The following is a 22,218-nucleotide window of genomic DNA, read 5'->3' on the forward strand; positions in this document are numbered from 1 at the left end:
TCAGTCAATACATAAATCGCTGATAAAAACGAAGCCTGTCGAACTGTTCAATTGACTCCTGACTGACGTGCCTGCCGATGCGGGCCATCAGACAATTGGCCGGATGAGAGCTGATTTCCGGTTCATCCGTTGCGAACCAGACAAGACCCCCGGCATTCATCATCTTTTCCATGATCTTTCTGTATTCCCACACATCTTTTTTCATTCCTTTTAAATCCCAATGCCAGTAATATTCCGTCGTCATGATGATGTACCGTTCCATCTGTTCATCCATCATGCTGACTGTCAGCAAAGTTTTTCCGACAGAACAGCCCCTGTAGCCGGGAGCGACCTCGATCGCCCCGAGTTCAAGGAGGTCTTCCATATTTCCGTCAGACCACCGTTCAAGCGGATCAGGATATAAATACGTCACATAGCCGATAATCGTCTGTCCGTCCCTGGCAATAATGATCCGCCCTTCAGGAAGCCCGGCGATCTCGATTAACGCTTTGTGCTGTTCATGAGGAAGGCGAAAGGCTGTCAGGCCTTCATGAAACTCATACTGTGCTAGGTCCTCTGGAGGAACGGGCCCTTCTACTAAAAGAGGGCCGGCTGCTGTCTGAATTGATGAAGAATGGTACGTTTTATGATGTTTCACTGATTCACCGCCTGTCGGTTCTTAATAAAAACACATCTCTTTTAAGCATAACAAAATATAAAGCGTTTTCAATAGTGTTGTAATTTATATTTTAAAAATTGAGAAAACTGTGAACATCTACTATAATTAGTCTATAGATAAGCAAAGGGGGATGTTGCATGAATTTGAAAGCGCTGCCGGCGGAAAAGGGGAATTATCATCTGCGAAATTATGAGGAAACGTACCGCAGCTTCGATTGGAAAGAGGTCGAAGCGGCATTTTCCTGGCATCAGACGGGGAAGCTGAATGCGGCGTACGAAGCGATTGACCGTCATGCCGAATCATTTCGAAAAAACAAAGTAGCGCTGTATTACAAGGACGCAAACCGGGATGAAAAATACACATTTAAAGAAATGATGGAGGAATCGAACCGGGCGGGAAATGTACTGAGACGGTATGGAAACGTGGAAAAAGGGGACCGCGTTTTTATTTTCATGCCGCGTTCGCCGGAGCTTTACTTTATCATGCTCGGCGCAATTAAAATCGGTGCGATCGCCGGTCCTTTATTTGAAGCGTTTATGGAAGGCGCCGTCAAAGACCGCCTGTTGAACAGCCAGGCAAAGGTTGTCGTGACGACACCTGAACTGGCCGAACGGATTCCGGCGGACAGCCTGCCCGACCTCGAGCATATTTTCATTGTCGGCGGCAGCAAAGAAGCGGGAGATAAAATCATTCATTATGATAAAGCGGCTGAGGGAGAAAGCACGAGACTTGATATCGAATGGATGGACAGAAGAGACGGCTACCTGCTTCACTACACATCAGGATCTACCGGAACGCCCAAAGGTGTGCTCCACGTTCATGAAGCCATGATTCAGCAATACCAGACCGGCAAGTGGGTGCTTGATCTTAAAGAAGACGATATTTACTGGTGCACTGCGGACCCGGGCTGGGTGACCGGGACGGTGTACGGGATATTTGCGCCGTGGCTGAACGGAGCGGCGAATGTGATCGTCGGCGGCAGATTCAGTCCGGAAAACTGGTACGGCACGATCGAGAAGCTCGGTGTCAGCGTCTGGTACAGCGCTCCGACGGCTTTCAGAATGCTTATGGGCGCCGGAGATGAAATGGCATCCAAATTTGACCTTACTTCACTTCGTCACGTCCTGAGTGTCGGAGAACCTTTGAACCCCGAGGTCATCAAGTGGGGACATAAAGTATTCGGCAAGCGCATCCACGACACGTGGTGGATGACAGAAACGGGCGGACAGCTCATTTGCAATTATCCTTGCATGGAGATCAAGCCGGGTTCAATGGGGAAACCGATTCCGGGAGTGGAAGCGGCGATCGTTGACAATCAGGGAAATGAGCTTCCGCCGTACCGAATGGGGAATCTCGCCATTAAAAAGGGCTGGCCGTCGATGATGGATTCCATTTGGAACAACAAAGAGAAATATGATTCTTATTTCATGCCGGGCGGCTGGTATGTTTCCGGAGATTCTGCTTATATGGATGAAGACGGTTATTTCTGGTTCCAAGGCAGAGTCGATGATGTCATCATGACATCCGGCGAGCGCGTCGGCCCGTTTGAAGTCGAAAGCAAACTTGTTGAACATCCGGCGATTGCCGAAGCAGGCGTCATCGGAAAGCCGGACCCTGTCCGGGGAGAAATTATTAAAGCGTTTATCGCGCTCAGAGAAGGGCATGAGCCATCCGATCAGCTGAAGGAGGACATTCGCCTCTTTGTAAAACAGGGGCTTGCCGCGCATGCCGCACCGCGGGAAATTGAATTCAAAGATAAACTTCCGAAAACACGGAGCGGAAAAATCATGAGACGTGTGCTGAAGGCGTGGGAGCTGAACCTGCCGGCAGGCGACCTGTCCACAATGGAAGATTAAAGACGGCGTTGACATCGTATCTTATTTATGTTAAAAATGAGTAAGCTTCATACGAAAAGGTTTTGATTGAGACAAGTAGGGTATCTGATTGTTCAAGAGAGCTGATGGCCGGTGAAAATCAGCACATAAGATATGCCGAATACACTCATGAACCGTTTTTGCGAACAAAGCCATTCCAAGGCTTTCAGTAGTGAAAGAACGGACACGGTCCGTTATCAAAAAGAGTGATAAAAGCTTTTTTATGCTTTTATTAGTAGGGTGGTACCGCGATTATATCGTCCCTTCGTTTTAAACGAAGGGGCGTTTTTTATTTTCATAAACAAAGGAGCAGACAAAATGACTAACTTATTAGAGGATTTATCATTCCGCGGCTTAATCCAGCAAATGACGGATGAAGAAGGACTGAATAAACAGCTGAACGAGGAAAAAATCCGTTTATACTCAGGGTTTGACCCGACGGCTGACAGCCTGCACATCGGACACCTTCTGCCGATATTGACACTGCGCCGGTTCCAGCTTGCAGGCCACCATCCGATTGCGCTTGTAGGCGGTGCGACGGGACTGATCGGCGATCCGAGCGGCAAAAAAGCGGAACGTACGTTAAATACTCAGGATATCGTTGTCGAATGGTCGCAAAAAATTAAAAATCAGCTTTCCCGATTTTTAGATTTCGAGGCCGGAGAAAACCCCGCTGTCATAGCGAACAACTTTGACTGGATCGGAAAGCTGAGCATTATTGAATTTCTCCGTGACGTCGGAAAGAACTTCGGAATTAACTACATGCTTGCGAAAGATACTGTAAGCTCAAGAATTGAAACCGGAATTTCTTACACGGAATTCAGCTACATGATCCTGCAATCCTACGATTTTCTGAATCTGTACAGAGAAAAGAACTGCAAACTCCAAATCGGAGGCAGTGACCAGTGGGGCAACATCACGGCCGGTCTTGAACTGATCAGAAAATCAGAAGAAGAAGGGGCGAAAGCTTTCGGTCTTACCATTCCGCTCGTCACAAAAGCTGACGGCACGAAATTCGGCAAAACGGAAGGCGGCGCCATTTGGCTTGATAAAGAAAAAACATCGCCGTACGAATTCTACCAGTTCTGGATCAATACAGATGACCGCGACGTCGTCAAATACTTAAAATACTTTACTTTCTTATCAAAAGAGGAAATTGAAGCTTATGCTGAAAAAACGGAGACGGCTCCTGAGAAAAGAGAAGCGCAGAAACGTCTCGCTGAAGAGGTGACTGTTCTTGTACACGGCCGCGAAGCGCTTGAGCAGGCCGTTCATATCTCTCAGGCGCTGTTCAGCGGCAATATTAAAGAGCTTTCCGCTCAAGACGTCAAGGTAGGATTTAAAGATGTACCTTCGTTTGAAAAAGACCGCTCTGAAGAACTGTCTTTAGTAGACGTGCTTGTGGAATCAAAATTGTCGCCTTCAAAACGGCAGGCCCGCGAAGACATTCAAAACGGAGCTGTTTACATTAACGGCGAGCGCCAGACGGACATCGGGCATCTTCTGACTGCGGAAGACCGCATTGAAGATCAATTTACCGTACTGCGCCGCGGAAAGAAAAAATACTTCCTGATCACGTACTGAAAATAAAAAGCAGTCCGGCCGCTCAATGCGGCAGGCTGCTTTTTTATGTTTTGTGAATACTGCACGGGGAAATGAGTACAGTACATAGTATAAGCAAAACAGGGAAGGGGTGCTGCGCCGTGAATTTCATGTTTACCATCGCAAAAGAAAGATTGCAGCGGGATCATTGGGAACAGCAGCAAAGCATAAACGCCGAAGCCAAAGCCGAGGAATCAGAGACGGAAGAAGAAAATCCGACATCATAAAGGTAAAGCCTCCATTCTGCGGAATGGAGGCTTTTGATTGTCACCATATCAGCCTGGCGGCGGCCATCAGCACGACTCCCGTGATGACCGTGATGGATAAGCTTTTTGTCAGCATCGCGCAAAGCAATGTCGGGATGAGAACGATCATTGCTTTCCAATCAAAGGTCAAAGCACTGTTTGTTTTCACAATCATGCTTTCCGTTACCAGAGCCGTCAAAATGCAAAGCGGAATAAAGGAGAGCCATTTTAAAGCCAACTCAGGCATCTGAATGTTCCGGACAAATATAAACGGAACAATGCGCGGCACAAGTGTAACAATCATGCAGCCGAGTATAATCCAGATCATTTGTGTGCTGATGCTCATTTGTCCGTCACCACCCCGATCGTTGCCACAATCACGGTTGAGACGATGACCGCGATGTGTGACGGGACGAAATACGATAACAAGACCATAAAAATGATCATATAGAGAATTAAGGAGAGGCTGTGCTTCAGCTTTTCCGAAGCGGACGATTGCAATTGCAGCACAAGCAGCGCCGCAAACATAGCGGGCAAAGCAAAGTCCAGGCCGAGCGCGTAAGGATCAGATATCCATTGTCCGAGAAGCCCGCCCATTACACAGGAAATAACCCAGCACATGTAAGCGGTTATATTGAGGCCGTTCATCCATTTATCGTATAACCTGCCGTTCTGAGCCGCTTTGTTCACCGCTACCCCGAAAGATTCATCAGTAAGCAAAGCCCCGAAGCCGATATTTTTCAGCAAAGAGTATTTCGTGAAATACGGCGCGATGGTCAGGCTCAGCAGAAGGTGCCGCAGATTGACGATAAACGTCGTTAAAATAATGGCGGAAATCGGACTCCCGGAAACAAGGAGCGAGCAAATAATAAATTGGGCGGCGCCGGCATAGACACACAAAGATAACAAACAAATTTCAAGAATGCTTAGATGAGAGGCAACGCCAACGATGCCGAAAGCAAAACCGATGCTCATATAGCCCAGCAGCGTAGGCACACAATCCCGCACCCCCTGTAAAAACGTATCGTTCATTTCCCGGGAAACGGCGGTTTTTTGCACTTCTGTGTTAATCATTTTTCATACTCCTTTCATAGAGATTATAATGATAACGACTAATGAAAAAATCAAAGAAAATACGGTTCACATTTATATGAACCGATTTCCGGTGACGACATGAAATAACGAATGGTTTTGTTTCAGCAGGCCTTCAACTTTCTCAGCCCCGACTTCTTTCACAAGCTCCGCGAACATCAGATCGTGCCTCATATATTCCATGGCCACGAGAACGAGAGCGGGATCTTCTGATTTAATGGCCCAGGCATTCGTCTGCGGAGAAAAATTGGCGATTAAGACTTCTTTATTATCGCGGGCAGCTATCGTTAATCTTCCGCCCATCCGTTTCTCCGCCACTTCAGGAGACATATTATGATTTGTCGTATTTCCGAGCTTCACTTCCGGAGGGCCGAACACAATCGAAAAGACGGGCAATTGTTCGGCGGCGCGTTTGTTAGCGGCTTCTTGAATAAAGGGAATCTGCTGTTCCCAGACAGACAGCCACAACTCTTCCTCGGCTTTTTCAATCATATCCTTCATCTCATTGATGACATGATCATTCGTGCTGATGCGGCGGATGACATTCATCTCCTGCTCGCTTTCCAGCGCCAATAACTTTTCCTCAAGGTAGCCGAATGAGCTCTCGAAATCGTGCCGGAGCCGGTCGATTAATTCCTTTCCGGCAAGCGGAGCATATGTAACCGGATCAGACGGCACAATATGGACAGCGCCTTTATCAACTAATTTCCCCAATACCTCATAGATCATTGAGCGGGGGACGCCTGACCTTTTGCTGATTTCATATCCGGTAACAGGCGAGTGTTTCAACAAGCCGATATATGCTTTACATTCATATTGAGAAAATCCAAATTTCTGTAATTCTTTCAGAACATCCTCCATAAACATCCTCCGTAGTGGTTATTCATGAAACTACTATAATGTAAGCGGTTATATCTTGTCAATGGGACTTGAGTGCTGAAAGAAAGGTGCGCCTGTTTTTGTCGCTTTCCAACTTAGTTTATGGTGAGTTACATGTATGGCTTTTGTGAAAAACGTTGCCGTAGACCCACACGAATGCCGTTTGATACGATAAATTCAAGAAGTTAAAAAGAGGAGGATCACGGTGGAAAACACCTCTAAAATCGCTTTTTTATCGGTTATAAGCAATTCCCTGGTCGTCATGCTCAAAATAGTGGTGGGGATCATAACCGGATCTGTCGCGATACTTTCTGAAGCCATTCATTCTTTTTTAGATTTGATCGCCGCCTTCATCGCCTTTATCTCCGTCAGGATTTCAAAAAAGCCGGCTGATACAGGGCATCCGTACGGTCATGGAAAAGTCGAGAATCTGTCGGGGACTATCGAGACGATTCTGATTTTTGCGGCAGGGATTTGGATGATATATGAATGCGTTCAAAAACTGGTCAACCCGGCGCCGGTTCATCTGCCTGTATTGGGAATTGTTGTGATGCTTGCGGGGGCTCTCATTAATTTGATCGTTTCGAAGTTCGTAAAAAGAGAAGCCGAAAAGGTTAATTCCGTGGCAATGAAATCAAATGCCCTGCATTTACTGACTGACGTGTACACATCATTAGGCGTAGCGGCAAGCCTTTTGGTCGTTACCGTAACGGAGTGGTACATACTTGATCCCATTATAGGTATGGTGCTGGCGGTGTATATCATATATGAAGCGTTTAAGTTAATGAAAGAAGCATTCCCGCCGCTGATTGATACCCGTTTGTCGGAAGAGGAAGAAAAAACAATTTTAAAGATTATTGAAACATTTCAACAGGAATTTATTGAAATTCACGATTTTCGTACAAGACGCTCCGGCCCGCAGGAGTATATTGATTTTCACCTGGTCGTAGCCTCTCACGTGACGATTAAAGACGTGCATGACCTGTGTGACCGCATTGAAAGAGATATTACGAATGAATTCAAACAAGCACAGGTAATGATTCACCCCGAGCCGGAGAGCGAGAGGAAGAAATAAATCGATCTTAAGTTTGCGTTTGTTCCCGGCAAAATGCCTGCAAAAGGCCCGTTCCCACGGGTCTTTTTGTTGTATAAATGACTATTTCTCGCTCATATGAGAGATAAGCTTATACACGTGAGGGGTTCATTTCATACGTTATGTTGTAAAGAAAAAGGGAGGTGAACAGAATTGAACGCTATTTCTGTTAAAGAAATTGAACATGGAGTTGCCGTTGCGGAAAGAGAAGGTTTAGGGGAGTATTTATACCAAGAACCGGTTTCTAAAAAATGTTCGCGCCGTTCCCGCAGCAGAAAACGGACACACCGTTCTCGCAGCAGAAGACGGACGCATCACCGGACACACCGTTCCCGCAGCAGAAGACGGACGCATCACCGGACACACCGTTCCCGCAGCAGAAGACGGACGCATCGCCGGACACACCGTTCCCGCAGCAGAAGACGGACGCATCGCCGGACACACCGTTCCCGCAGCAGACGGTCTCATCAAAAACGTAGCCGCAAACGCTGTTTTAAATGCTGACTGCAGACTCTATTACAAGTAACGGAGATCTGCTATAATGGCAAGAGAACTGCATAAAAGATCCGGTATCATCATCTGCGGACACTGAACTGACAACATGGCGCTGTTTGTTCGTGTCCGTTTTTTATGTCAAAAAAGATGCCGGAGGATAAAAAGGAAGGGATGACGCCGAATGAAGCTGAATGAGGATTTTTATAACTCTGAAGGAAAGACAGTCTCTTTGCCAAACATCAGCAGCAAGCTTTTGCATATCACGGACAGCGGGCATATCAGCGTTGACTTCATCAGCATAAGCAGGCTGCGGAAGGCTTCAAAAATCGCGATCTTAGGTGACAGCGTCGCCCGGGGGCTGCGTGCGGAATACGGCTTTGGTGACATTCTGAAAGACCGGACAAACGCTGAAATAACCAATCTGTCTGTCAGCGGCGTTAATATGAGCAACAACGGAAGCGATAACATTTATCAGCAGGCGCTTAAAACAAAGGGACATGATGTCATCATTGTCCAGGGAACAGATGATGATTGGTGCAACCACATTCCCATCGGCACAGATGAAAAGGATATCACCACATTTTACGGAGGCTTCTGCCAAGTGATCCAGCAGCTGCGGAGCGGAAATAAAGGCGCGAGCATCATTGTGGTGACCCCAACGAGACAAGCCAAAATGTCAAAAGGAAAAATCGTCCGCCGTGATACTGATAAAAATAAACTGGGCCTGAAGCTGGCTGACTATGTGAAAGCCCAAAAAGAAGCCTGCACACTCCTCTCTGTACCATATGCCGATCTGTTTGATACTGATCTCATCGACCCGTATAATCCCGCTTTCCGCAGCATGTGCATGTCAGAAGGTCTTCATCCGAACGAGAAAGGGCATCAAATCATATTTCAGGAAATCTGCCGGAATTATTTTTACTATTATGGGTAACACAGCGCTAACAGATTATTTTCGGCTTTGCTTTTCTAATAGCTCAATTATTCTTTGAGATGCGTGTTTTTGCGCTCTCAAAAGCGAGACGATATTACCGGTAAAACCGATTAAAATAAAAAGCAGCAAAATGATCATCCACATAGCGAACCTCCCGTCGAGTGTTGAAAAACCCACTCTTTATTTTACTTATTATGGATGGGGGAGAGAATAGGTCTAACTATTGGTGTTTCTTTATAAATCCATAAAAAAATGCACAGACTGAACGGGTCTGTGCTTTTTTCTCTTATTTCAGCAGGTTCAATGATTCACGATTAAAGGCTTCCAAATCGTCAGGTGTTCTGCTTGTTACGATGTTATGGCTCACGACGACTTCTTCATCTTTATAATGTGCGCCGGCATTGATTAAGTCTTTGCGGATGCTGCGGAATCCCGTGATATCTTTTCCTTTAAGAAGGTCGGTATCAATCAGCAGCTGCGGGCCGTGGCAGATCGCGAAAACGGGTTTCTGATTTTCCACGAATGCTTTAGTGAATTCACCCGGGCGGTCATCTCCGCGCAGAAGATCCGGTGAAAAGCCTCCGGGAATCAATAACGCATCGAATTCCTTGGCGTCTGCGTCTGAGATCGCTTGATCGATCTTTACTTTCTCACCGTGCTTGCCCGTCACTTCTTTCCCTGCTTCCAAATCTATTGTCACTACACTGTGGCCCGCTTCTTTAAATGCTTCCGCCGGGCTTGTATATTCAATATCCTCAAATTGATCTGTCATCAGAACTGCGATTTTTTTGCTCATACATCATGCCTCCTGTGAATTTGTATATGACAAGAATATCAGGCGGATTCCCGCCTCACAACGTATTTGCTTATGAAAAAAGACCCCTCTGGAAAAGAGGAGCCAAAAGGTACGGAGGTCTGCTGAAACTTACGTGTTTAACCTGAGATAAGGCAAGAAATCGAACCAATTACTTTTTGCGTCTTTTTTTCTGCTTTTTACACCCGCATTTCCCCGGATCGCCCGGATCAATGACTTCGTGAATTGTTTCTTCCTTATAAACGTGGCGGGGAACATAACGGATATGCTCTCTGTTAATGTGTTTGATGGGATGGACGTAAACCACTTCTTTGTCAGTATACTTGTCAGTCACAATATACTTAGGGTCACAGTAATACACTTTCGATTTTTTACCCATTCATCTCACCTCCCGTACTTTATTAAATGCTGACAAGGAGGGTTTTGCATCGGACAAGTACACCATGGCAAGTCCACAATTTTCCAGCCGCAATTTCGTTTTTCTGATTTTTCCTGAATCCGCCTCAAATTGGAACGGCTAACCCTTTTTGAGCGGGGAAATCTATAAAAAAGAATTCAAAAACGATTATTTTCTCAGGTCAATCGAGATGCATACATCTTTAGGGGGATTTTTAGAATGCTCGATGAAAAAACGATTGAAATCATTAAAAGCACAGTGCCGGTCTTAGAAGAGCATGGTGAAGAAATCACAGGCCGATTTTATGACCTGCTGTTTCAGCATCACCCTGAGCTGCTGAATATCTTTAATCAGACGAATCAAAAGAAAAAAACACAGCGTACGGCCTTGTCGAATGCTGTGATTGCAGCCGCAGCCAATATTGACCGGCTGGAAAACATCGTTCCCGTCGTCAAACAAATCAGCCATAAACACCGGAGTATCGGTGTTAAACCCGAGCATTACCCAATCGTTGGAAAGTACTTGTTAATCGCGATAAAGGATGTGCTAAAAGACGGGGCTGCTCCTGAGGTCATTCAGGCATGGGAAAAAGCATACGGCGTCATTGCAGACGCTTTTATCGGAATTGAGAAGCACATGTATGAACAAGCGGAAACGCAAAAAGGCGGCTGGAAAGACTATATGGCGTTTAAAATTGATAAAAAGGTAAAAGAAAGCAAGGAGATAACGTCGTTTTATTTAAAACCGGAAGACGGACAAGTTCTCCCCGAGTTCAAAGCGGGACAGTATATCAGTGTAAAAGTATACATTCCGGACACGGGTTATACGCATATCCGCCAGTACAGTTTGTCGGATGTATCCGGTAAGGATTATTACAGGATTTCCGTGAAAAAAGACGGAATTGTTTCTTCATATCTGCATGACCAATTACACGAAAAGGATTCAATTGAGATCAGCGCTCCGGCCGGGGATTTCGTATTAGACCCTGATTCCAAAAAGAATCTGGTTCTCATCAGTGCCGGTATCGGAATTACCCCTATGATCAGTATGTTAAAGACGGTTGCCAAAACCCAGCCGCAGCGAAACGTTCTCTTTATCCATGCGGCAAGGAGCGGAGAGTATCATGCGTTGCGGCATGAAGCTGAAGAAGCCGCGGAACACTCATCCGTTGACACCCTCTTTATTTACAGCGAGCCGTCCGAACAAGACCGTTCAGAAAACATTCGTTTTCGGGAAGGCCGGATTGACAAACAGCTGTTAGAAGAAGTGATGACAGATAAAGATGCTGATTTTTACCTGTGCGGATCACCGTCGTTCATTAAAGAAATGAAAAAGCTGATTTCTGAATTCAATACACCGCCGGAATCCATTCACTATGAATTATTTGAACCGCAGCTGAGTATGGTGTGACGCAGCAAAATCATAACAAGAAAAGACAGTCTGTTTAACAGACTGTCTTTATATGTTTAAACGTCCTTCTCATTCCAGTCTATAGTATTTTCAAGCAGGTAAATCATATTCAACGTCGTAGTATCATAAAAAGACAAAGCTTTTTATGTCCCAACATACTTCGGTAGCCGGCTGGAATGGTTCACTTCCTGATACTTCAACTGGAGCATTGGCTCCTGCTCTTGCGAATAAAATAGCATCGCTCTAATAGTAAGAGGTGGCTCAATGGCAGTTTTTGTTGAAAAAACGCTCCAAGGTCTAAAAGAATTAATTGATGAAAAAGGCCGCTTAAAAATTTTAGGGAGTGAAGGAACGCTTTTAGAAACAGAATGTACTTTCTTTAAAGGTGCAACAGATCTGGAGATTGAGAGTTTTGAGAAGAAAATAAAAGTCTCACTTCCTGAAGATTATAAAACCTTTTTAAAATTGCATAACGGAGCCAGAATATTTGATTTGTTGATTTACGGTGAGAATGTGGGTGGGGGTTTGCATATTCTTAATGTAGAAGAGATTGAAGAGTATATGCAAAATGGTTTTTTAGAGCCTCAGTTTATTCCTGTCGCACATCTGTTAGACGGATGTTATTTGTTAATTGACAAAACCAAAATGTCCACAGATCCAAACTATTTATGGTTCCGCGGATTTATTGAGTATGAACCAATGCAACTTAATTTTGAGATATTTTTAGATAGGTATATCATGTCTCAAGGAGCAAATTTTTGGGAGTGGAATATCTATACTGCTGAAAATTATTATAGGACTCACCAGGGTGATGAGGATTAACCTTTCCTACAGTTGGGTTGGTTCATTTTTGCGGTTAGACTTCGAACTTTTAAAAATAGGTTTAATTTGGGAGACGAACCGATTAATTGGTGTATAGAGGATTTATAAAAAGCGCAGATACTCTGCGCTTTTTTATTTAAGTATTTTTCGAATCATTCGCAGCCCGTTTTTGGAAGAAGGATAACGGAAAGCGAAGTCGAAGCGGTTCGTTTGTTTGACGACGCTTTTTTTGTGCGTAAACGTGTTAAAGCTGTCAAATCCGTGATAGCTCCCGATGCCGCTTTCCCCGACGCCGCCGAATGGCAAATACGGCGTCGCAACGTGCATTAACGTATCATTGATGCAGCCTCCGCCAAACGACAGATTCTCTAAAACAGCGCGCTCAGTTTCTTTGTTTGTTGTGAAGAGATACAGAGCGAGCGGCTTTGGGCGCGATTGGACTTTCTCAATGACTTCCCCGATATCACGGTATGTAAAGAGCGGAAGAATTGGCCCGAAAATCTCCTCCTGCATCACTGGAGAGTCATCCCTCACTTGTTCGAGAATGGTCGGCGCAATTTTATGATGAGCGGGATCAGATTGTCCGCCTGTGAGCGGGACGCCATCATTCAGAAAGCTGAGCAGCCGCTGATAGTGGCGTTCACTGACGATTTTGCCGTACTGCGGATTTTGTTCAGGCTGAGGGCCGTAAAATTCACTGATCGCACGCTTCATTTCTTCTGTGAGCTTCGTTTTGATATCTTGGTGGACAAATAAATAATCCGGTGCGATGCAGGTTTGCCCTGCATTTGTAAATTTCCCGAAGACGATGCGTTTGGCGGCAAGCTGTATATCAGCATCCTTATGGACAATGCAGGGACTTTTGCCGCCGAGCTCCAAGGTAACGGGAATTAATTGTTTGGCGGCGGCCTCCATGACGATTTTTCCCACGGCAACGCTTCCTGTGAAGAAAATATAGTCAAAGGGCTGCTGTAATAACACAGTGCTGACGTCGGGCCCACCCTCCGCCATAGCGACATAGTCACTCGGAAAAACGCTGCTGATGAGTTTGGAAAGAACAGCGGAAACCGCCGGCGTATATTCTGACGGTTTGAGAACGACCGTGTTTCCGGCCGCAATGGCTCCAATCAACGGAGAAAGCGCCAGCTGCAAGGGATAGTTCCAAGGCGCAATCACCAAAACGGTTCCATATGGCTCAGGGATAATGATGCTTTTCGAGCCTAGGTGAGTCAGAGGCGTTTTGACTCGTTTCGGTTTGATCCATTTTCCCAGCCGCTTCATCACAAAACTGATTTCCTCCAGTACAATTCCGATTTCTGTCGTGTACGACTCCTGTTCGGATTTGTGGAGATCCTGATAGAGAGCGGCTGTTATATCGGCTTCTTGTGTTTTGACGGCTTGTTTCAGCTTTTGCAGCATGTTCAGTCTCGATTCTAGCTGTCTCGTATGCCCCGCCGCAAAATAGGCTTTGTGCTTGCTGACGATAGAGGGGATGCTGTTCATTCAGTCGCTCCTATTTTGTAAGGTATGATGATTCATTATGTAAAAAATCGCTTCTGCTTGTCAAATGGGTTTTTCTAATGTACATGTAGCTGAAAAGCCAGTTGGTACATAAAAAAAGCCCCGGACAGGGGCTTTTTTTAATAAAGAGAGGGAGCTTCTGTCCATTATTCTGACAGCCCAAAAGAAAAACCCCGGACACATTGTCATCACAACATGTCCGGGGTTTAATCCAATGCTCTTTAAAGAGCGTTTACTTAACGGGAGTAGAACTCAACGATAAGCGCTTCGTTAATTTCCGGAGCAAGCTCAGAGCGCTCTGGAAGACGAGTGAATGTACCTTCAAGCTTTTCAGCGTCGAAAGTAAGGTACTCAGGAACGAAGTTGTTTACTTCTACAGATTCTTTGATGATAGAAAGGTTTCTTGATTTTTCGCGAACACCGATTGTTTGACCAGGTTTTACTTGGTAAGACGGAATGTCAACGCGGCTTCCGTCAACAAGGATGTGACCGTGGTTAACTAATTGGCGTGCTTGACGGCGAGTGCGCGCAAGACCGAGCTTGTACACAACGTTATCAAGACGTGCATCTAAAAGAATCATGAAGTTTTCGCCGTGTTTACCAGTCATTTTTGCAGCTTTGTCAAACAATGTGCGGAATTGACGTTCGTTTACACCGTACATGTGACGAAGTTTTTGCTTTTCTTGCAATTGCAAACCGTATTCTGATAGTTTTTTACGCTGTCCCGGACCGTGGGGGCCTGGTGCGTAAGGGCGTTTTTCTAATTCTTTACCTGTACCGCTAAGAGAGATTCCTAAACGGCGAGACAGTTTCCAAGATGGACCTGTATAGCGAGCCATAATGTGACTCCTCCTTTGGTTTTATTTTGTGGAAAATAAAAACCGTCTGTTCGATCCGACCGTGCACATTTTGTTTTCATGTATCCTCGCTCCAGCAGCAGAGAGTTACACGATACACCTTACAGCTAAGGAACAAAATGCAAACACAGAAGCTGAACAAAAAGGCTGCAATATTTCACACAAAGAACATTATATGATTTTTCTCCGCCGCCGTCAACCATTTCTCCATGAAGAGTGCCGGTTTATGATATAATGTACAAAAATGAGTAGTACATGTTTAGGTGATAAAAATGAAAAAACAAACAATTGATGAAGTGACGGCCTTTCATCAGAAAATGCTTTCTTTTTTCTTAACGAAATCTGAATCCGTCTCATTATCCGACTCGCTGTTATGGCTGGCCTCAGCTCTAGAATCCTGCTTTACATCTCTTTCATTGACCCTTTCACCGGCAGAATCAACACGTTTCACCATAAAAACAGAAGATGAACCGCATTATGCTCCGCTGAAAGAGAGTGACGGCCGTTTTATGATCAGGAATCAGACGTCCGGCAGATCCTTTTATCTGCGCTCGGAAGGCGGGCTGCCGATCCCGGAATCATTGCCTGAGATCGTTACTCAGTTTATTAATCAATCTGTGAGACAAAGCGGGCTGTTTGACAAAACGAAGCATCAGCGGAAAATTCACAGAATGACAGAAATGTTCCATTCGCTTTTGGACCAAAATGAGGTTTTGGAAAAACTGCAGGCAAGTTTGAGTACGGCTTTCCGGTCTTTCCGTTTTTCACTGTTTATCACGCAGGATCAGGATACGGACAGACAGCTTCCCGCAAAAGAATTACATATGGACGGAAAAGATGCCGATCCGTCTGCCCTGAAGGTTTATTTATCGGGGAGACTGCTCAGAAAAGGCAGGTCATCTGCTTATCTGCCGATCAAAGGCCAGCAGGGGACTTACGGGGTTCTGAAGACGGAGGGGCTGCAGGATGCCGTTCTTTCGTGCAGTACTCTCAGTGAAATGCTGCTGCTTGCGGGCGCAGCGGGAAAAGCATTTGAAAATGCGCAGCTCTATGAGCAATCGAAAAAAAGCATTGCGAATCTGGAGCTCATTAATGAAACATCGCGCCAGCTGAATCAGCGCCTCAGACTCACTGATACGATGCGGGAGCTCGCCGCCATTATGACCCAATCGTTTCATGCGGAAGAAGTGGCTTTTTTTCATATTGATCATTTTGAGACGCAAAATCTGCTTCCGGGACATACCGCTTTTTTTAAGACAGAACGTGCGAACCCCTATATCAGCATTGTGAAAGAAAAGCTGTTCGAGGGAGAAAAGGGCGTGTTTATCGGCAGCGGAAAGACTGTATTCGGCGAAAACGGTTTCGGCTCGCTGATGGCGGTGCCGATGATCGAAAATGACACCGTCTTCGGGTTCGCGATTTTATTGAAAAAGGATTTGTATGCTTTTACGTTTGAAATGTATAAGCTTTTTCAAGCGCTCATTCACCATGCGACATTGGCGGTCACGAACTCCATGCTGCGCGACAGGCTTGAGCACCTTGTTCAGACAGACCAGCTGACGGAGCTGTATTCAAGAACCTATCTGGATGAGAAAATTCAATACAGCATGAAAATTCATAAACGGGGTGTATTCATCCTCGTTGATATCGATAATTTTAAAAGTATTAATGATACATACGGTCATCAAACGGGAGATTCGATCCTGATTCAGGTGGCCTCCGTTATGAAGAACCATATTCGTGAGCATGATGTCGCTGCGAGGTGGGGGGGCGAGGAGCTGGCTGTCTATCTGCCGAATATCAACGTGTCATCCGGAGAACGCATCGCTAAAAGGCTGGTTCGCGCCATCCGGGAAAATACCGAGCCGCGCGTGACGATTTCCTGCGGCGTTTCCTGCTGGTCAAAGACCGGCCCGATGCCGTTGAAATTGCTCGTTCAGCAAGCGGATGAGGCGCTTTATATCGCCAAACGGAACGGCAAAAACCGGCTGATCATCCATCAAAACAGCACGACGACATAAAAAAGGAGCCGGCCTGCCGGCCGGGCTCCTTTTTTTATCCTAATCGTTTTTCAAGCGTTTCAACAAACTTTGCTAAATAGGTTTCGTCCGTTTCATCAAAACGGTTTTTCACGGGGCTGTCAATGTCCAGCACACCGATCACTTCACCGTTTACGCGGATCGGGAGGACGATTTCTGACTGGGAAGCCGCGTCACAGGCGATATGTCCCGGGAACGCATTCACATCGGCAATCCGCTGCACGTCGCCATTAGAGTAGGCAGTGCCGCATACGCCTCTGCCGAACGGAATGCGCACACAGGCAGGAAGTCCTTGAAACGGTCCGAGCACGAGCTCGCCCTCTTTAGCGAAGTAAAACCCCGCCCAGTTGACTTCATGTAATGAATGGTATAAAAGCGCTGACGCATTCGCGTAATTTGCGATCGCATCCGTTTCATCTTCTGTCATGGCTTCGAGCTGTTTAAGCAGAAGCTGATAACTTTTTTCTTTATCTCCGGATTGTTTTTCGACATGAAACATGGAAAACCCTCACTTTTTCTATAATATCAAACAAAGTTCCGGCCGTTCTGCCGGCATTTGTCGAGAAGTTCTTACAGGAACGGCGCCTTTCTGCTTGAATTGTTACACATAAAGGGGTGAGCCGTATGAAAGTAAGCACCAAAGACAAAATTATTAACGCCGCTGTCCAGCTGTTTAACCAAAAAGGTTATTCCGGCACGTCCGTCCGTGAAATCGCAAAGTCAGCTGATGTAAATGTTGCGCACATCTCCTACTATTTTAAAGGGAAAGGCGGATTAATGGAACATTTAGTTTCCGAGTTTTACGAAGGCTATACTGAAGCGCTGGAAAAAGCCGCCGTCAGTATGAACGGTGAAGACGCGCAGGAACGCATCCTGCGGGTGATTTTCGATATTTTATCCTATCAGCACGATAACCGTCAATTAACGCGGTTTGTGTACCGGGAAGTGACGATTGATTCCGTGCTTATCAGGGAAATTATGTCTACTTACTTAATGAAAGAAAAATATATTTTCCAGCTGGTGATTGAAGAAGGGCAGTCACGCCACAGGCGGCTGACGCTGCCCGTGCCGCATTTTATTCTGCAATTGAAATCCCTCTTGATGATGCCGTATCTTCAGCCTCAATATATTACGGAGGTGCTCTATATGCAGCCTCATGAACCGTACTTTTATAAAAGGTATTTTGAAGAGGTGAAGATCTGGATCGAAAGCGTGTTCCGACGGCCTGATGCGGCGCTTATGAAGTAATGATGCTTTTGTACGTTTCGTAGGAACTGCCGACATCTTCCGCTTGATGGGCGTCCGACCCGAATATGAGTGGGATTTTTTTTTGCTTCGCCGTCTCAGCCATCCAATCCTCCATGTATACTTCCCCGGCAAACTTCTTTCTGAGCCCGGATGTATTCACATCCAGCTCCATTCCGTGTTCTTTCACGGCGTCAAGACAGCGGGCCGCAAGCTCTCTTATTTGAGGTGACATGCTGTAAGGGAAAAGGCGCGCGAATTTTTTGACGAGCGTGATATGGCCGACCCGTTTTGGCTTAAAGGGGCCGAGCGGTGTTACAATGGAAGAATACACGGTTTCATAGTATTGTTCATATACGGCTTCAACGCTTCCGAAGCGGTCGGCAAGCTGCTGAAACGCGTGCTCGTCAAAATCGAGGCATATATAAGACGGGCCGGTCTTCAAAAAATGAACGGATAAAATGCCGTCATCCAGTGAGGGGCCGTACGTGTTCAGAAACGCCGCGGTTTCCTCTTCATACCCTGAGATAAAATCGGTTTCTAGCCCAGTCAGAATGCTGATTTGTCCATCGTATTCCTTTTTCAGCTGTGACAGCCGCTCCAAATAAACCTCCATCTGTCTGAGATCCATCGCGCTGTCCTGAAGCGGTACGGGATCTTGAAATGACGGAGGAAGGGGGGCGTGCTCTGTAAATGTGATCGAGTCAAAGCCTCTTTCCAGGGCCTTTTCGACATATTGTTTCAGCGCATCCTTCGAGCCGTGAGGGCAAAAAGGCGTGTGGATATGAGCGTCTCGTTTTTCCATTTGTGTCACTCCATTAAAAAATTGCAGAATCCTGCCGAAATTATGCAAAAAGTTTTTGATTTCTGGTCAAAAAATGTTGGTTACATGGTATCATAATAACAATGAAAACGACAGATTTTCTCAATACATATATTGAAATCTTTCTGAATACATAAAACACCCTGACAGATTAAGAGAACAACAAGGGGGCTCATTATGGAGTTAGTCATCGGATTATTGGTTATACTGCTCGCGCTCTTTGCGGCGGGCTACTTTTTCAGGAAAAAAATTTATACGGAAATTGACCGGCTGGAGTCATGGAAGATTGAAATTTTAAATCGTTCGATAGTGGAAGAAATGTCCAAGATCAAACATCTGAAAATGACCGGAGAGACGGAAGAGTTCTTTGAAAGATGGCGCGAAGAGTGGGATGAAATTGTCACAGCCCATCTGCCGAAAGTAGAAGAGCTCCTTTATGATGCCGAAGAGAACGCCGACAAATACCGGTTTAAAAAAGCGAATCAGGTGCTTGTCCACATCGACGACCTCCTCACTGCAGCCGAATCAAATATAGAAGGCATACTGCGTGAGATCAGCGACCTTGTGACGAGCGAGGAAAAAAGCCGCGGAGAGATTGAACAGGTGCGTGAGCGGTATTCAAAAGCGCGGAAAAATCTTCTGGCGTACAGCCATCTCTACGGAGAGCTATATAACAGCCTGGAGACGGATCTCGACGAAATCTGGAGCGGCATAAAAGAGTTCGAAGAAGAGACGGAAAGCGGCAATTACATCAAAGCGAGAAAAGTGCTGCTTGAACAGGACCGCAGACTGGATCAGCTTCAGACATACATAGATGACGTTCCGAAACTGCTTGCGGACTGTAAACAGACCGTGCCTAACCAAATTGCCAAGCTGAAAGACGGCTACCGGGAAATGACGGAAAAAGGCTACAAATTGGAGCATATTCAAATCGAAAAAGAGCTGGAGACCCTCACCAATCAAGTGAAACGGGCCGAAAGCGCGCTTTTGGAAGAATTAGATGTCGACGAAGCGTCCGCCATTCTTCAGCTTATTGATGAAACCATTCAATCGATGTATGAACAGCTGGAAGGCGAAGTGGAAGCCGGACAGTCCGTATTAAGCAAAATGCCTGAGCTGATCATCGCGTATGAGAAGCTCGAGGAAGAAAAAGACCGCACAAAAACCGAAACGGAGCTCGTCAAGGAAAGCTATCAGCTGACGGCGGGAGAAATCGGCAGACAGCATGCCTTCGAAAAACAGCTGGAAACGATCGGCCGACTCCTTGAGCAGGCGAGAGAAAAGCTTGACGGCGAGCATGTCGCTTACTCGCTGCTGATTGAAGAAGTCGAGGCCATCGAAAAGCAGATGGAAGAGGCTCAGAAAGAACATGCCGAATACCGTGAAAATCTGCAGGCGCTCAGAAAAGAAGAACTGCAGGCGCGGGAAACGCTGATGCATCTTCGGAAAACCATTTCTGACACGGCCCGAATGCTGCAAAAAAGCAACGTGCCGGGAATTCCAGAACAAGTCAAGGACAAGCTCGAGACGGCAAATCATCATATAGAAGAAACCGTCAGCCAATTGGAAGAGCTGCCGCTGAACATGGAGGAAGCCGCCAAACATCTAGCCGAAGCCGAAAAGGTGGTTGAGGAAGTCAGCGAAGAGGCGGAAGATCTTGTGATTCAGGTGAAGCTGATTGAGCGGATCATCCAGTACGGCAACCGCTTCCGAAGCCAGAATCATATTTTATCCGAACAGCTGAAAGAAGCGGAACGGCTGTTTTACGCTTACAGCTATAATGAAGCTTATGAGATGGCGGCAGATGCTGTTGAAAAAGCAGCTCCCGGCGCCGTAAAAAAAATTAAAGCTGATCAATCTGCTTCATAGACGCATAAGCAAAAACTGCACCCTGATGGAAATCAGAGGTGCAGTTTTTTAGTTTCTCACGGAATATAAAAAGCGCCTGCGGCTGATATACATCAAACCGCAGGCGCTGAATGTTACGATTTTGCTTTATTTAATTCGATGGGCGGGCTGGTAAAAAACGTGATAATGCAGCCGATGATCGCTCCGGCAATGCCCGGAAGCACCCAGCCGATTCCCATGCTGTAAAGCGGAAGATTTGCGTTTAAGAATGAATCTAATGATCCGAGCGGAATGCCGGCTGCCTTCAAACCGTCCAGGATACTGAACAGCCCCGTTCCGATCAGGCAGGCGATATAGACTTCGCGTCTTTCCTTAAAGATTTTATCAATAAAGGAAAGGACGATAATGACAATCGCCAGCGGGTAAATCGCTGATAAAATAGGAACTGAAAATGCAATAATCTCAGCAAGTCCGAAATTTGAAATCGCCAGACTGAACAGCGTGACAATCGTAACCACCATTTTGTATGATAAAGCGGGAATCAATTTTGAAAAATATTCGCCGCAAGATGTGACAAGTCCGATGCTTGTCGTTAAACACGCAACGGTGATGGCGGCGCCGAGAACGATGTTTCCCAGTGAACCGAACAGGTAATCAGATGAAGCTGATAAAATCTTTGCGCCTTCGCCGAGCGGCCCCACAGCGTCCGTGCTTGTCGCTCCCAAATAGGCCAAAGATAAATAAATGAATGTCAAACCTGCCGCTGCAATCAGACCCGCTTTAATACAAGCGGCGGCGAGCGCTTTACGCTGGGTGACGCCCCTGCTTTTAACAGCGTTGACGACAACGACGCCGAAAACGATTGAGGCGAGCGCATCCATTGTTTTATAGCCTTCCAAAAATCCTTTGAACACCGGCGTTCCGGAATATGCCTGATGTACGGCGCCCAGCCCGCCCATCGGAGTGACAATGGCTTTTACGACGATGATTAAAATAATACCGAATTTAATAGGAGTCAAAATCTTTCCGACTCTGTCCACGATTTTGGACGGGTTAAGAGCTAAATAATACGTAATAGAAAAAAAGATCAACGTGAAAACAAATAAAGATAATCTTTCCGGAATGCCGCTTAAAAACGGAACTGCACCGATTTCATATGAAACGGTTCCGGTTCTCGGAATCGCGAAAAGCGGCCCGATTGATAAATAAAGCACAACGGTGAAAATAGTCCCGAATACCGGATGAGCTTTATCGGCAAGCCCTTTCGCGTCTTTGCCCGTTAATGCGATGGCGATAATACCCAAAAGCGGCAGACCTACGCCGGTCAGTAAGAAACCGCCCATCGCTTTCCAGACATTATGCCCCGCCGCTTGCCCGAGCTCCGGCGGATATATCATATTTCCTGCCCCGAAAAAAAGTGCGAAAAGCATGAAACCGATAATAACGGTATCTTTGACAGGTAGTGAGTGTTTCATAAAAATCCTCCTAAATACTATGTTGAAATATTCTGTCAATTAATTGTCAGATAATATAACAAAACGAACATTACTTATTATATGGCAATGTACAG

Annotated in this window: 23 protein-coding genes, 1 pseudogene and 1 other annotated feature; of the genes and pseudogenes, 12 read left to right on the plus strand and 12 right to left on the minus strand. The window is 45.9% G+C overall.

Annotated elements, in window-relative coordinates:
* Nucleotides 1-4: 4 nt before the first annotated feature.
* Nucleotides 5-637, minus strand: a complete 633-nt coding sequence (locus tag SB24_RS15300; protein WP_015240397.1) for a GNAT family N-acetyltransferase — start codon at nt 635-637, stop codon at nt 5-7.
* A 158-nt stretch (nt 638-795) separates the two neighbouring features.
* Between SB24_RS15300 and acsA the strand changes: the two genes are divergently transcribed.
* The 3 genes from acsA (at nt 796) to sr7p (ending at nt 4,361) form a co-directional block, all read left to right on the plus strand.
* A complete protein-coding gene (gene acsA / locus SB24_RS15305; RefSeq protein WP_007408770.1) occupies nt 796-2,514 on the plus strand; it encodes an acetate--CoA ligase in 1,719 nt (572 codons plus the stop codon).
* Between the two features lie 53 nt (nt 2,515-2,567).
* Nucleotides 2,568-2,800, plus strand: a binding site (T-box leader).
* Nucleotides 2,801-2,850: 50 nt separating this feature from the next.
* Nucleotides 2,851-4,116, plus strand: a complete 1,266-nt coding sequence (gene tyrS, locus SB24_RS15310; RefSeq protein WP_007613147.1) for a tyrosine--tRNA ligase — start codon at nt 2,851-2,853, stop codon at nt 4,114-4,116.
* A 119-nt stretch (nt 4,117-4,235) separates the two neighbouring features.
* Nucleotides 4,236-4,361 (plus strand): small protein SR7P, encoded by a 126-nt coding sequence (sr7p, locus tag SB24_RS20530; protein ID WP_007408768.1) that lies wholly within the window; start codon nt 4,236-4,238, stop codon nt 4,359-4,361.
* Between the two features lie 40 nt (nt 4,362-4,401).
* Here the strand turns inward: sr7p and SB24_RS15315 are convergent, their stop codons facing one another.
* The 3 genes from SB24_RS15315 to SB24_RS15325 form a co-directional block, all read right to left on the minus strand.
* Nucleotides 4,402-4,725 (minus strand): AzlD domain-containing protein, encoded by a 324-nt coding sequence (locus SB24_RS15315; RefSeq protein ID WP_039254194.1) that lies wholly within the window; start codon nt 4,723-4,725, stop codon nt 4,402-4,404.
* A complete protein-coding gene (locus SB24_RS15320; protein ID WP_015418011.1) occupies nt 4,722-5,453 on the minus strand; it encodes an AzlC family ABC transporter permease in 732 nt (243 codons plus the stop codon). Before SB24_RS15320 ends, SB24_RS15315 begins: the two co-directional genes overlap by 4 nt.
* A gap of 72 nt (nt 5,454-5,525) precedes the next feature.
* Nucleotides 5,526-6,332, minus strand: coding sequence for a TrmB family transcriptional regulator (locus SB24_RS15325; RefSeq protein ID WP_039254196.1), 807 nt, complete (start codon nt 6,330-6,332; stop codon nt 5,526-5,528).
* A gap of 223 nt (nt 6,333-6,555) precedes the next feature.
* On the opposite strand from SB24_RS15325, the gene SB24_RS15330 reads away from it, so the two are divergent.
* The 4 genes and pseudogenes from SB24_RS15330 to SB24_RS15340 all read left to right on the plus strand — a co-directional run bounded on the left by SB24_RS15330 (nt 6,556) and on the right by SB24_RS15340 (nt 8,872).
* Nucleotides 6,556-7,425 carry a cation diffusion facilitator family transporter gene (locus tag SB24_RS15330; protein WP_014418648.1) on the plus strand — a complete coding sequence of 290 codons (870 nt, stop codon included), beginning with the start codon at nt 6,556-6,558 and terminating at the stop codon, nt 7,423-7,425.
* A 171-nt stretch (nt 7,426-7,596) separates the two neighbouring features.
* A pseudogene (locus tag SB24_RS20675) lies at nt 7,597-7,647 on the plus strand (hypothetical protein); the annotation flags it as partial.
* A 47-nt stretch (nt 7,648-7,694) separates the two neighbouring features.
* Nucleotides 7,695-7,922, plus strand: coding sequence for a hypothetical protein (locus SB24_RS15335; RefSeq protein WP_038462250.1), 228 nt, complete (start codon nt 7,695-7,697; stop codon nt 7,920-7,922).
* Between the two features lie 197 nt (nt 7,923-8,119).
* Nucleotides 8,120-8,872 carry an SGNH/GDSL hydrolase family protein gene (locus SB24_RS15340; protein WP_039254200.1) on the plus strand — a complete coding sequence of 251 codons (753 nt, stop codon included), beginning with the start codon at nt 8,120-8,122 and terminating at the stop codon, nt 8,870-8,872.
* Nucleotides 8,873-8,887: 15 nt separating this feature from the next.
* Here the strand turns inward: SB24_RS15340 and SB24_RS20535 are convergent, their stop codons facing one another.
* From SB24_RS20535 to SB24_RS15350, 3 genes are all read right to left on the minus strand, one after another.
* Nucleotides 8,888-9,016: a hypothetical protein gene (locus SB24_RS20535; protein WP_007613134.1), complete on the minus strand. Its 129-nt coding sequence runs from the start codon at nt 9,014-9,016 to the stop codon at nt 8,888-8,890.
* Between the two features lie 142 nt (nt 9,017-9,158).
* On the minus strand, nt 9,159-9,668 hold the full coding sequence (locus SB24_RS15345; RefSeq protein WP_007408760.1) for a type 1 glutamine amidotransferase domain-containing protein: 510 nt from the start codon (nt 9,666-9,668) through the stop codon (nt 9,159-9,161).
* A gap of 169 nt (nt 9,669-9,837) precedes the next feature.
* Nucleotides 9,838-10,065, minus strand: coding sequence for a hypothetical protein (locus SB24_RS15350; protein ID WP_007408759.1), 228 nt, complete (start codon nt 10,063-10,065; stop codon nt 9,838-9,840).
* A gap of 237 nt (nt 10,066-10,302) precedes the next feature.
* Between SB24_RS15350 and hmpA the strand changes: the two genes are divergently transcribed.
* Nucleotides 10,303-11,493 (plus strand): NO-inducible flavohemoprotein, encoded by a 1,191-nt coding sequence (hmpA, locus tag SB24_RS15355; protein WP_039254203.1) that lies wholly within the window; start codon nt 10,303-10,305, stop codon nt 11,491-11,493.
* A 264-nt stretch (nt 11,494-11,757) separates the two neighbouring features.
* A complete protein-coding gene (locus SB24_RS15360) occupies nt 11,758-12,315 on the plus strand; it encodes an SMI1/KNR4 family protein (RefSeq protein ID WP_033574211.1) in 558 nt (185 codons plus the stop codon).
* 132 nt (nt 12,316-12,447) lie between these two features.
* On the opposite strand, the gene SB24_RS15365 is transcribed toward SB24_RS15360, so the two are convergent.
* Both SB24_RS15365 and rpsD read right to left on the minus strand, forming a co-directional pair.
* Nucleotides 12,448-13,818 (minus strand): aldehyde dehydrogenase, encoded by a 1,371-nt coding sequence (locus SB24_RS15365; protein WP_039254206.1) that lies wholly within the window; start codon nt 13,816-13,818, stop codon nt 12,448-12,450.
* Nucleotides 13,819-14,072: 254 nt separating this feature from the next.
* Nucleotides 14,073-14,675: a 30S ribosomal protein S4 gene (gene rpsD, locus SB24_RS15370; RefSeq protein ID WP_003152406.1), complete on the minus strand. Its 603-nt coding sequence runs from the start codon at nt 14,673-14,675 to the stop codon at nt 14,073-14,075.
* 290 nt (nt 14,676-14,965) lie between these two features.
* On the opposite strand from rpsD, the gene SB24_RS15375 reads away from it, so the two are divergent.
* Nucleotides 14,966-16,714, plus strand: a complete 1,749-nt coding sequence (locus tag SB24_RS15375) for a sensor domain-containing diguanylate cyclase (protein WP_033574209.1) — start codon at nt 14,966-14,968, stop codon at nt 16,712-16,714.
* Between the two features lie 34 nt (nt 16,715-16,748).
* Here SB24_RS15375 and SB24_RS15380 read toward each other — a convergent pair whose 3' ends face one another.
* On the minus strand, nt 16,749-17,231 hold the full coding sequence (locus SB24_RS15380; RefSeq protein ID WP_007408037.1) for a GAF domain-containing protein: 483 nt from the start codon (nt 17,229-17,231) through the stop codon (nt 16,749-16,751).
* 125 nt (nt 17,232-17,356) lie between these two features.
* Here SB24_RS15380 and refZ point away from each other — a divergent pair, with 125 nt between their 5' ends.
* On the plus strand, nt 17,357-17,980 hold the full coding sequence (gene refZ, locus SB24_RS15385; protein WP_007408038.1) for a forespore capture DNA-binding protein RefZ: 624 nt from the start codon (nt 17,357-17,359) through the stop codon (nt 17,978-17,980).
* Here the strand turns inward: refZ and hisJ are convergent.
* On the minus strand, nt 17,970-18,782 hold the full coding sequence (gene hisJ, locus SB24_RS15390; protein WP_033574207.1) for a histidinol-phosphatase HisJ: 813 nt from the start codon (nt 18,780-18,782) through the stop codon (nt 17,970-17,972). The genes refZ and hisJ overlap by 11 nt on opposite strands.
* Nucleotides 18,783-18,977: 195 nt before the next feature.
* Here hisJ and ezrA point away from each other — a divergent pair, with 195 nt between their 5' ends.
* Nucleotides 18,978-20,669 (plus strand): septation ring formation regulator EzrA, encoded by a 1,692-nt coding sequence (gene ezrA / locus SB24_RS15395; RefSeq protein ID WP_039254212.1) that lies wholly within the window; start codon nt 18,978-18,980, stop codon nt 20,667-20,669.
* Nucleotides 20,670-20,782: 113 nt separating this feature from the next.
* On the opposite strand, the gene brnQ is transcribed toward ezrA, so the two are convergent.
* Entirely contained in the window at nt 20,783-22,123 is a 1,341-nt protein-coding gene (gene brnQ, locus SB24_RS15400) for a branched-chain amino acid transport system II carrier protein (RefSeq protein WP_015240382.1), read from the minus strand.
* Nucleotides 22,124-22,218 lie beyond the last annotated feature (95 nt).

The sequence above is a fragment of the Bacillus sp. Pc3 genome (assembly GCF_000815145.1).
In the GTDB taxonomy this organism is placed as follows: Bacteria; Bacillota; Bacilli; order Bacillales; family Bacillaceae; genus Bacillus; species Bacillus velezensis.

Excerpts from the sequence above, each read along its gene's own strand:
- acsA (WP_007408770.1), top strand. The coding sequence starts at position 796 with ATGAATTTGAAAGCGCTGCCGGCGGAAAAGGGGAATTATCATCTGCGA.
- tyrS (WP_007613147.1), top strand. The coding sequence starts at position 2,851 with ATGACTAACTTATTAGAGGATTTATCATTCCGCGGCTTAATCCAGCAA.
- SB24_RS15315 (WP_039254194.1), bottom strand. The coding sequence starts at position 4,725 with ATGAGCATCAGCACACAAATGATCTGGATTATACTCGGCTGCATGATT.
- SB24_RS15320 (WP_015418011.1), bottom strand. The coding sequence starts at position 5,453 with ATGATTAACACAGAAGTGCAAAAAACCGCCGTTTCCCGGGAAATGAAC.
- SB24_RS15325 (WP_039254196.1), bottom strand. The coding sequence starts at position 6,332 with ATGGAGGATGTTCTGAAAGAATTACAGAAATTTGGATTTTCTCAATAT.
- SB24_RS15335 (WP_038462250.1), top strand. The coding sequence starts at position 7,695 with ATGTTCGCGCCGTTCCCGCAGCAGAAAACGGACACACCGTTCTCGCAG.
- SB24_RS15340 (WP_039254200.1), top strand. The coding sequence starts at position 8,120 with ATGAAGCTGAATGAGGATTTTTATAACTCTGAAGGAAAGACAGTCTCT.
- SB24_RS20535 (WP_007613134.1), bottom strand. The coding sequence starts at position 9,016 with ATGTGGATGATCATTTTGCTGCTTTTTATTTTAATCGGTTTTACCGGT.
- SB24_RS15345 (WP_007408760.1), bottom strand. The coding sequence starts at position 9,668 with ATGAGCAAAAAAATCGCAGTTCTGATGACAGATCAATTTGAGGATATT.
- SB24_RS15350 (WP_007408759.1), bottom strand. The coding sequence starts at position 10,065 with ATGGGTAAAAAATCGAAAGTGTATTACTGTGACCCTAAGTATATTGTG.
- hmpA (WP_039254203.1), top strand. The coding sequence starts at position 10,303 with ATGCTCGATGAAAAAACGATTGAAATCATTAAAAGCACAGTGCCGGTC.
- SB24_RS15360 (WP_033574211.1), top strand. The coding sequence starts at position 11,758 with ATGGCAGTTTTTGTTGAAAAAACGCTCCAAGGTCTAAAAGAATTAATT.
- SB24_RS15365 (WP_039254206.1), bottom strand. The coding sequence starts at position 13,818 with ATGAACAGCATCCCCTCTATCGTCAGCAAGCACAAAGCCTATTTTGCG.
- rpsD (WP_003152406.1), bottom strand. The coding sequence starts at position 14,675 with ATGGCTCGCTATACAGGTCCATCTTGGAAACTGTCTCGCCGTTTAGGA.
- SB24_RS15375 (WP_033574209.1), top strand. The coding sequence starts at position 14,966 with ATGAAAAAACAAACAATTGATGAAGTGACGGCCTTTCATCAGAAAATG.
- SB24_RS15380 (WP_007408037.1), bottom strand. The coding sequence starts at position 17,231 with ATGTTTCATGTCGAAAAACAATCCGGAGATAAAGAAAAAAGTTATCAG.
- refZ (WP_007408038.1), top strand. The coding sequence starts at position 17,357 with ATGAAAGTAAGCACCAAAGACAAAATTATTAACGCCGCTGTCCAGCTG.
- hisJ (WP_033574207.1), bottom strand. The coding sequence starts at position 18,782 with ATGGAAAAACGAGACGCTCATATCCACACGCCTTTTTGCCCTCACGGC.
- ezrA (WP_039254212.1), top strand. The coding sequence starts at position 18,978 with ATGGAGTTAGTCATCGGATTATTGGTTATACTGCTCGCGCTCTTTGCG.
- brnQ (WP_015240382.1), bottom strand. The coding sequence starts at position 22,123 with ATGAAACACTCACTACCTGTCAAAGATACCGTTATTATCGGTTTCATG.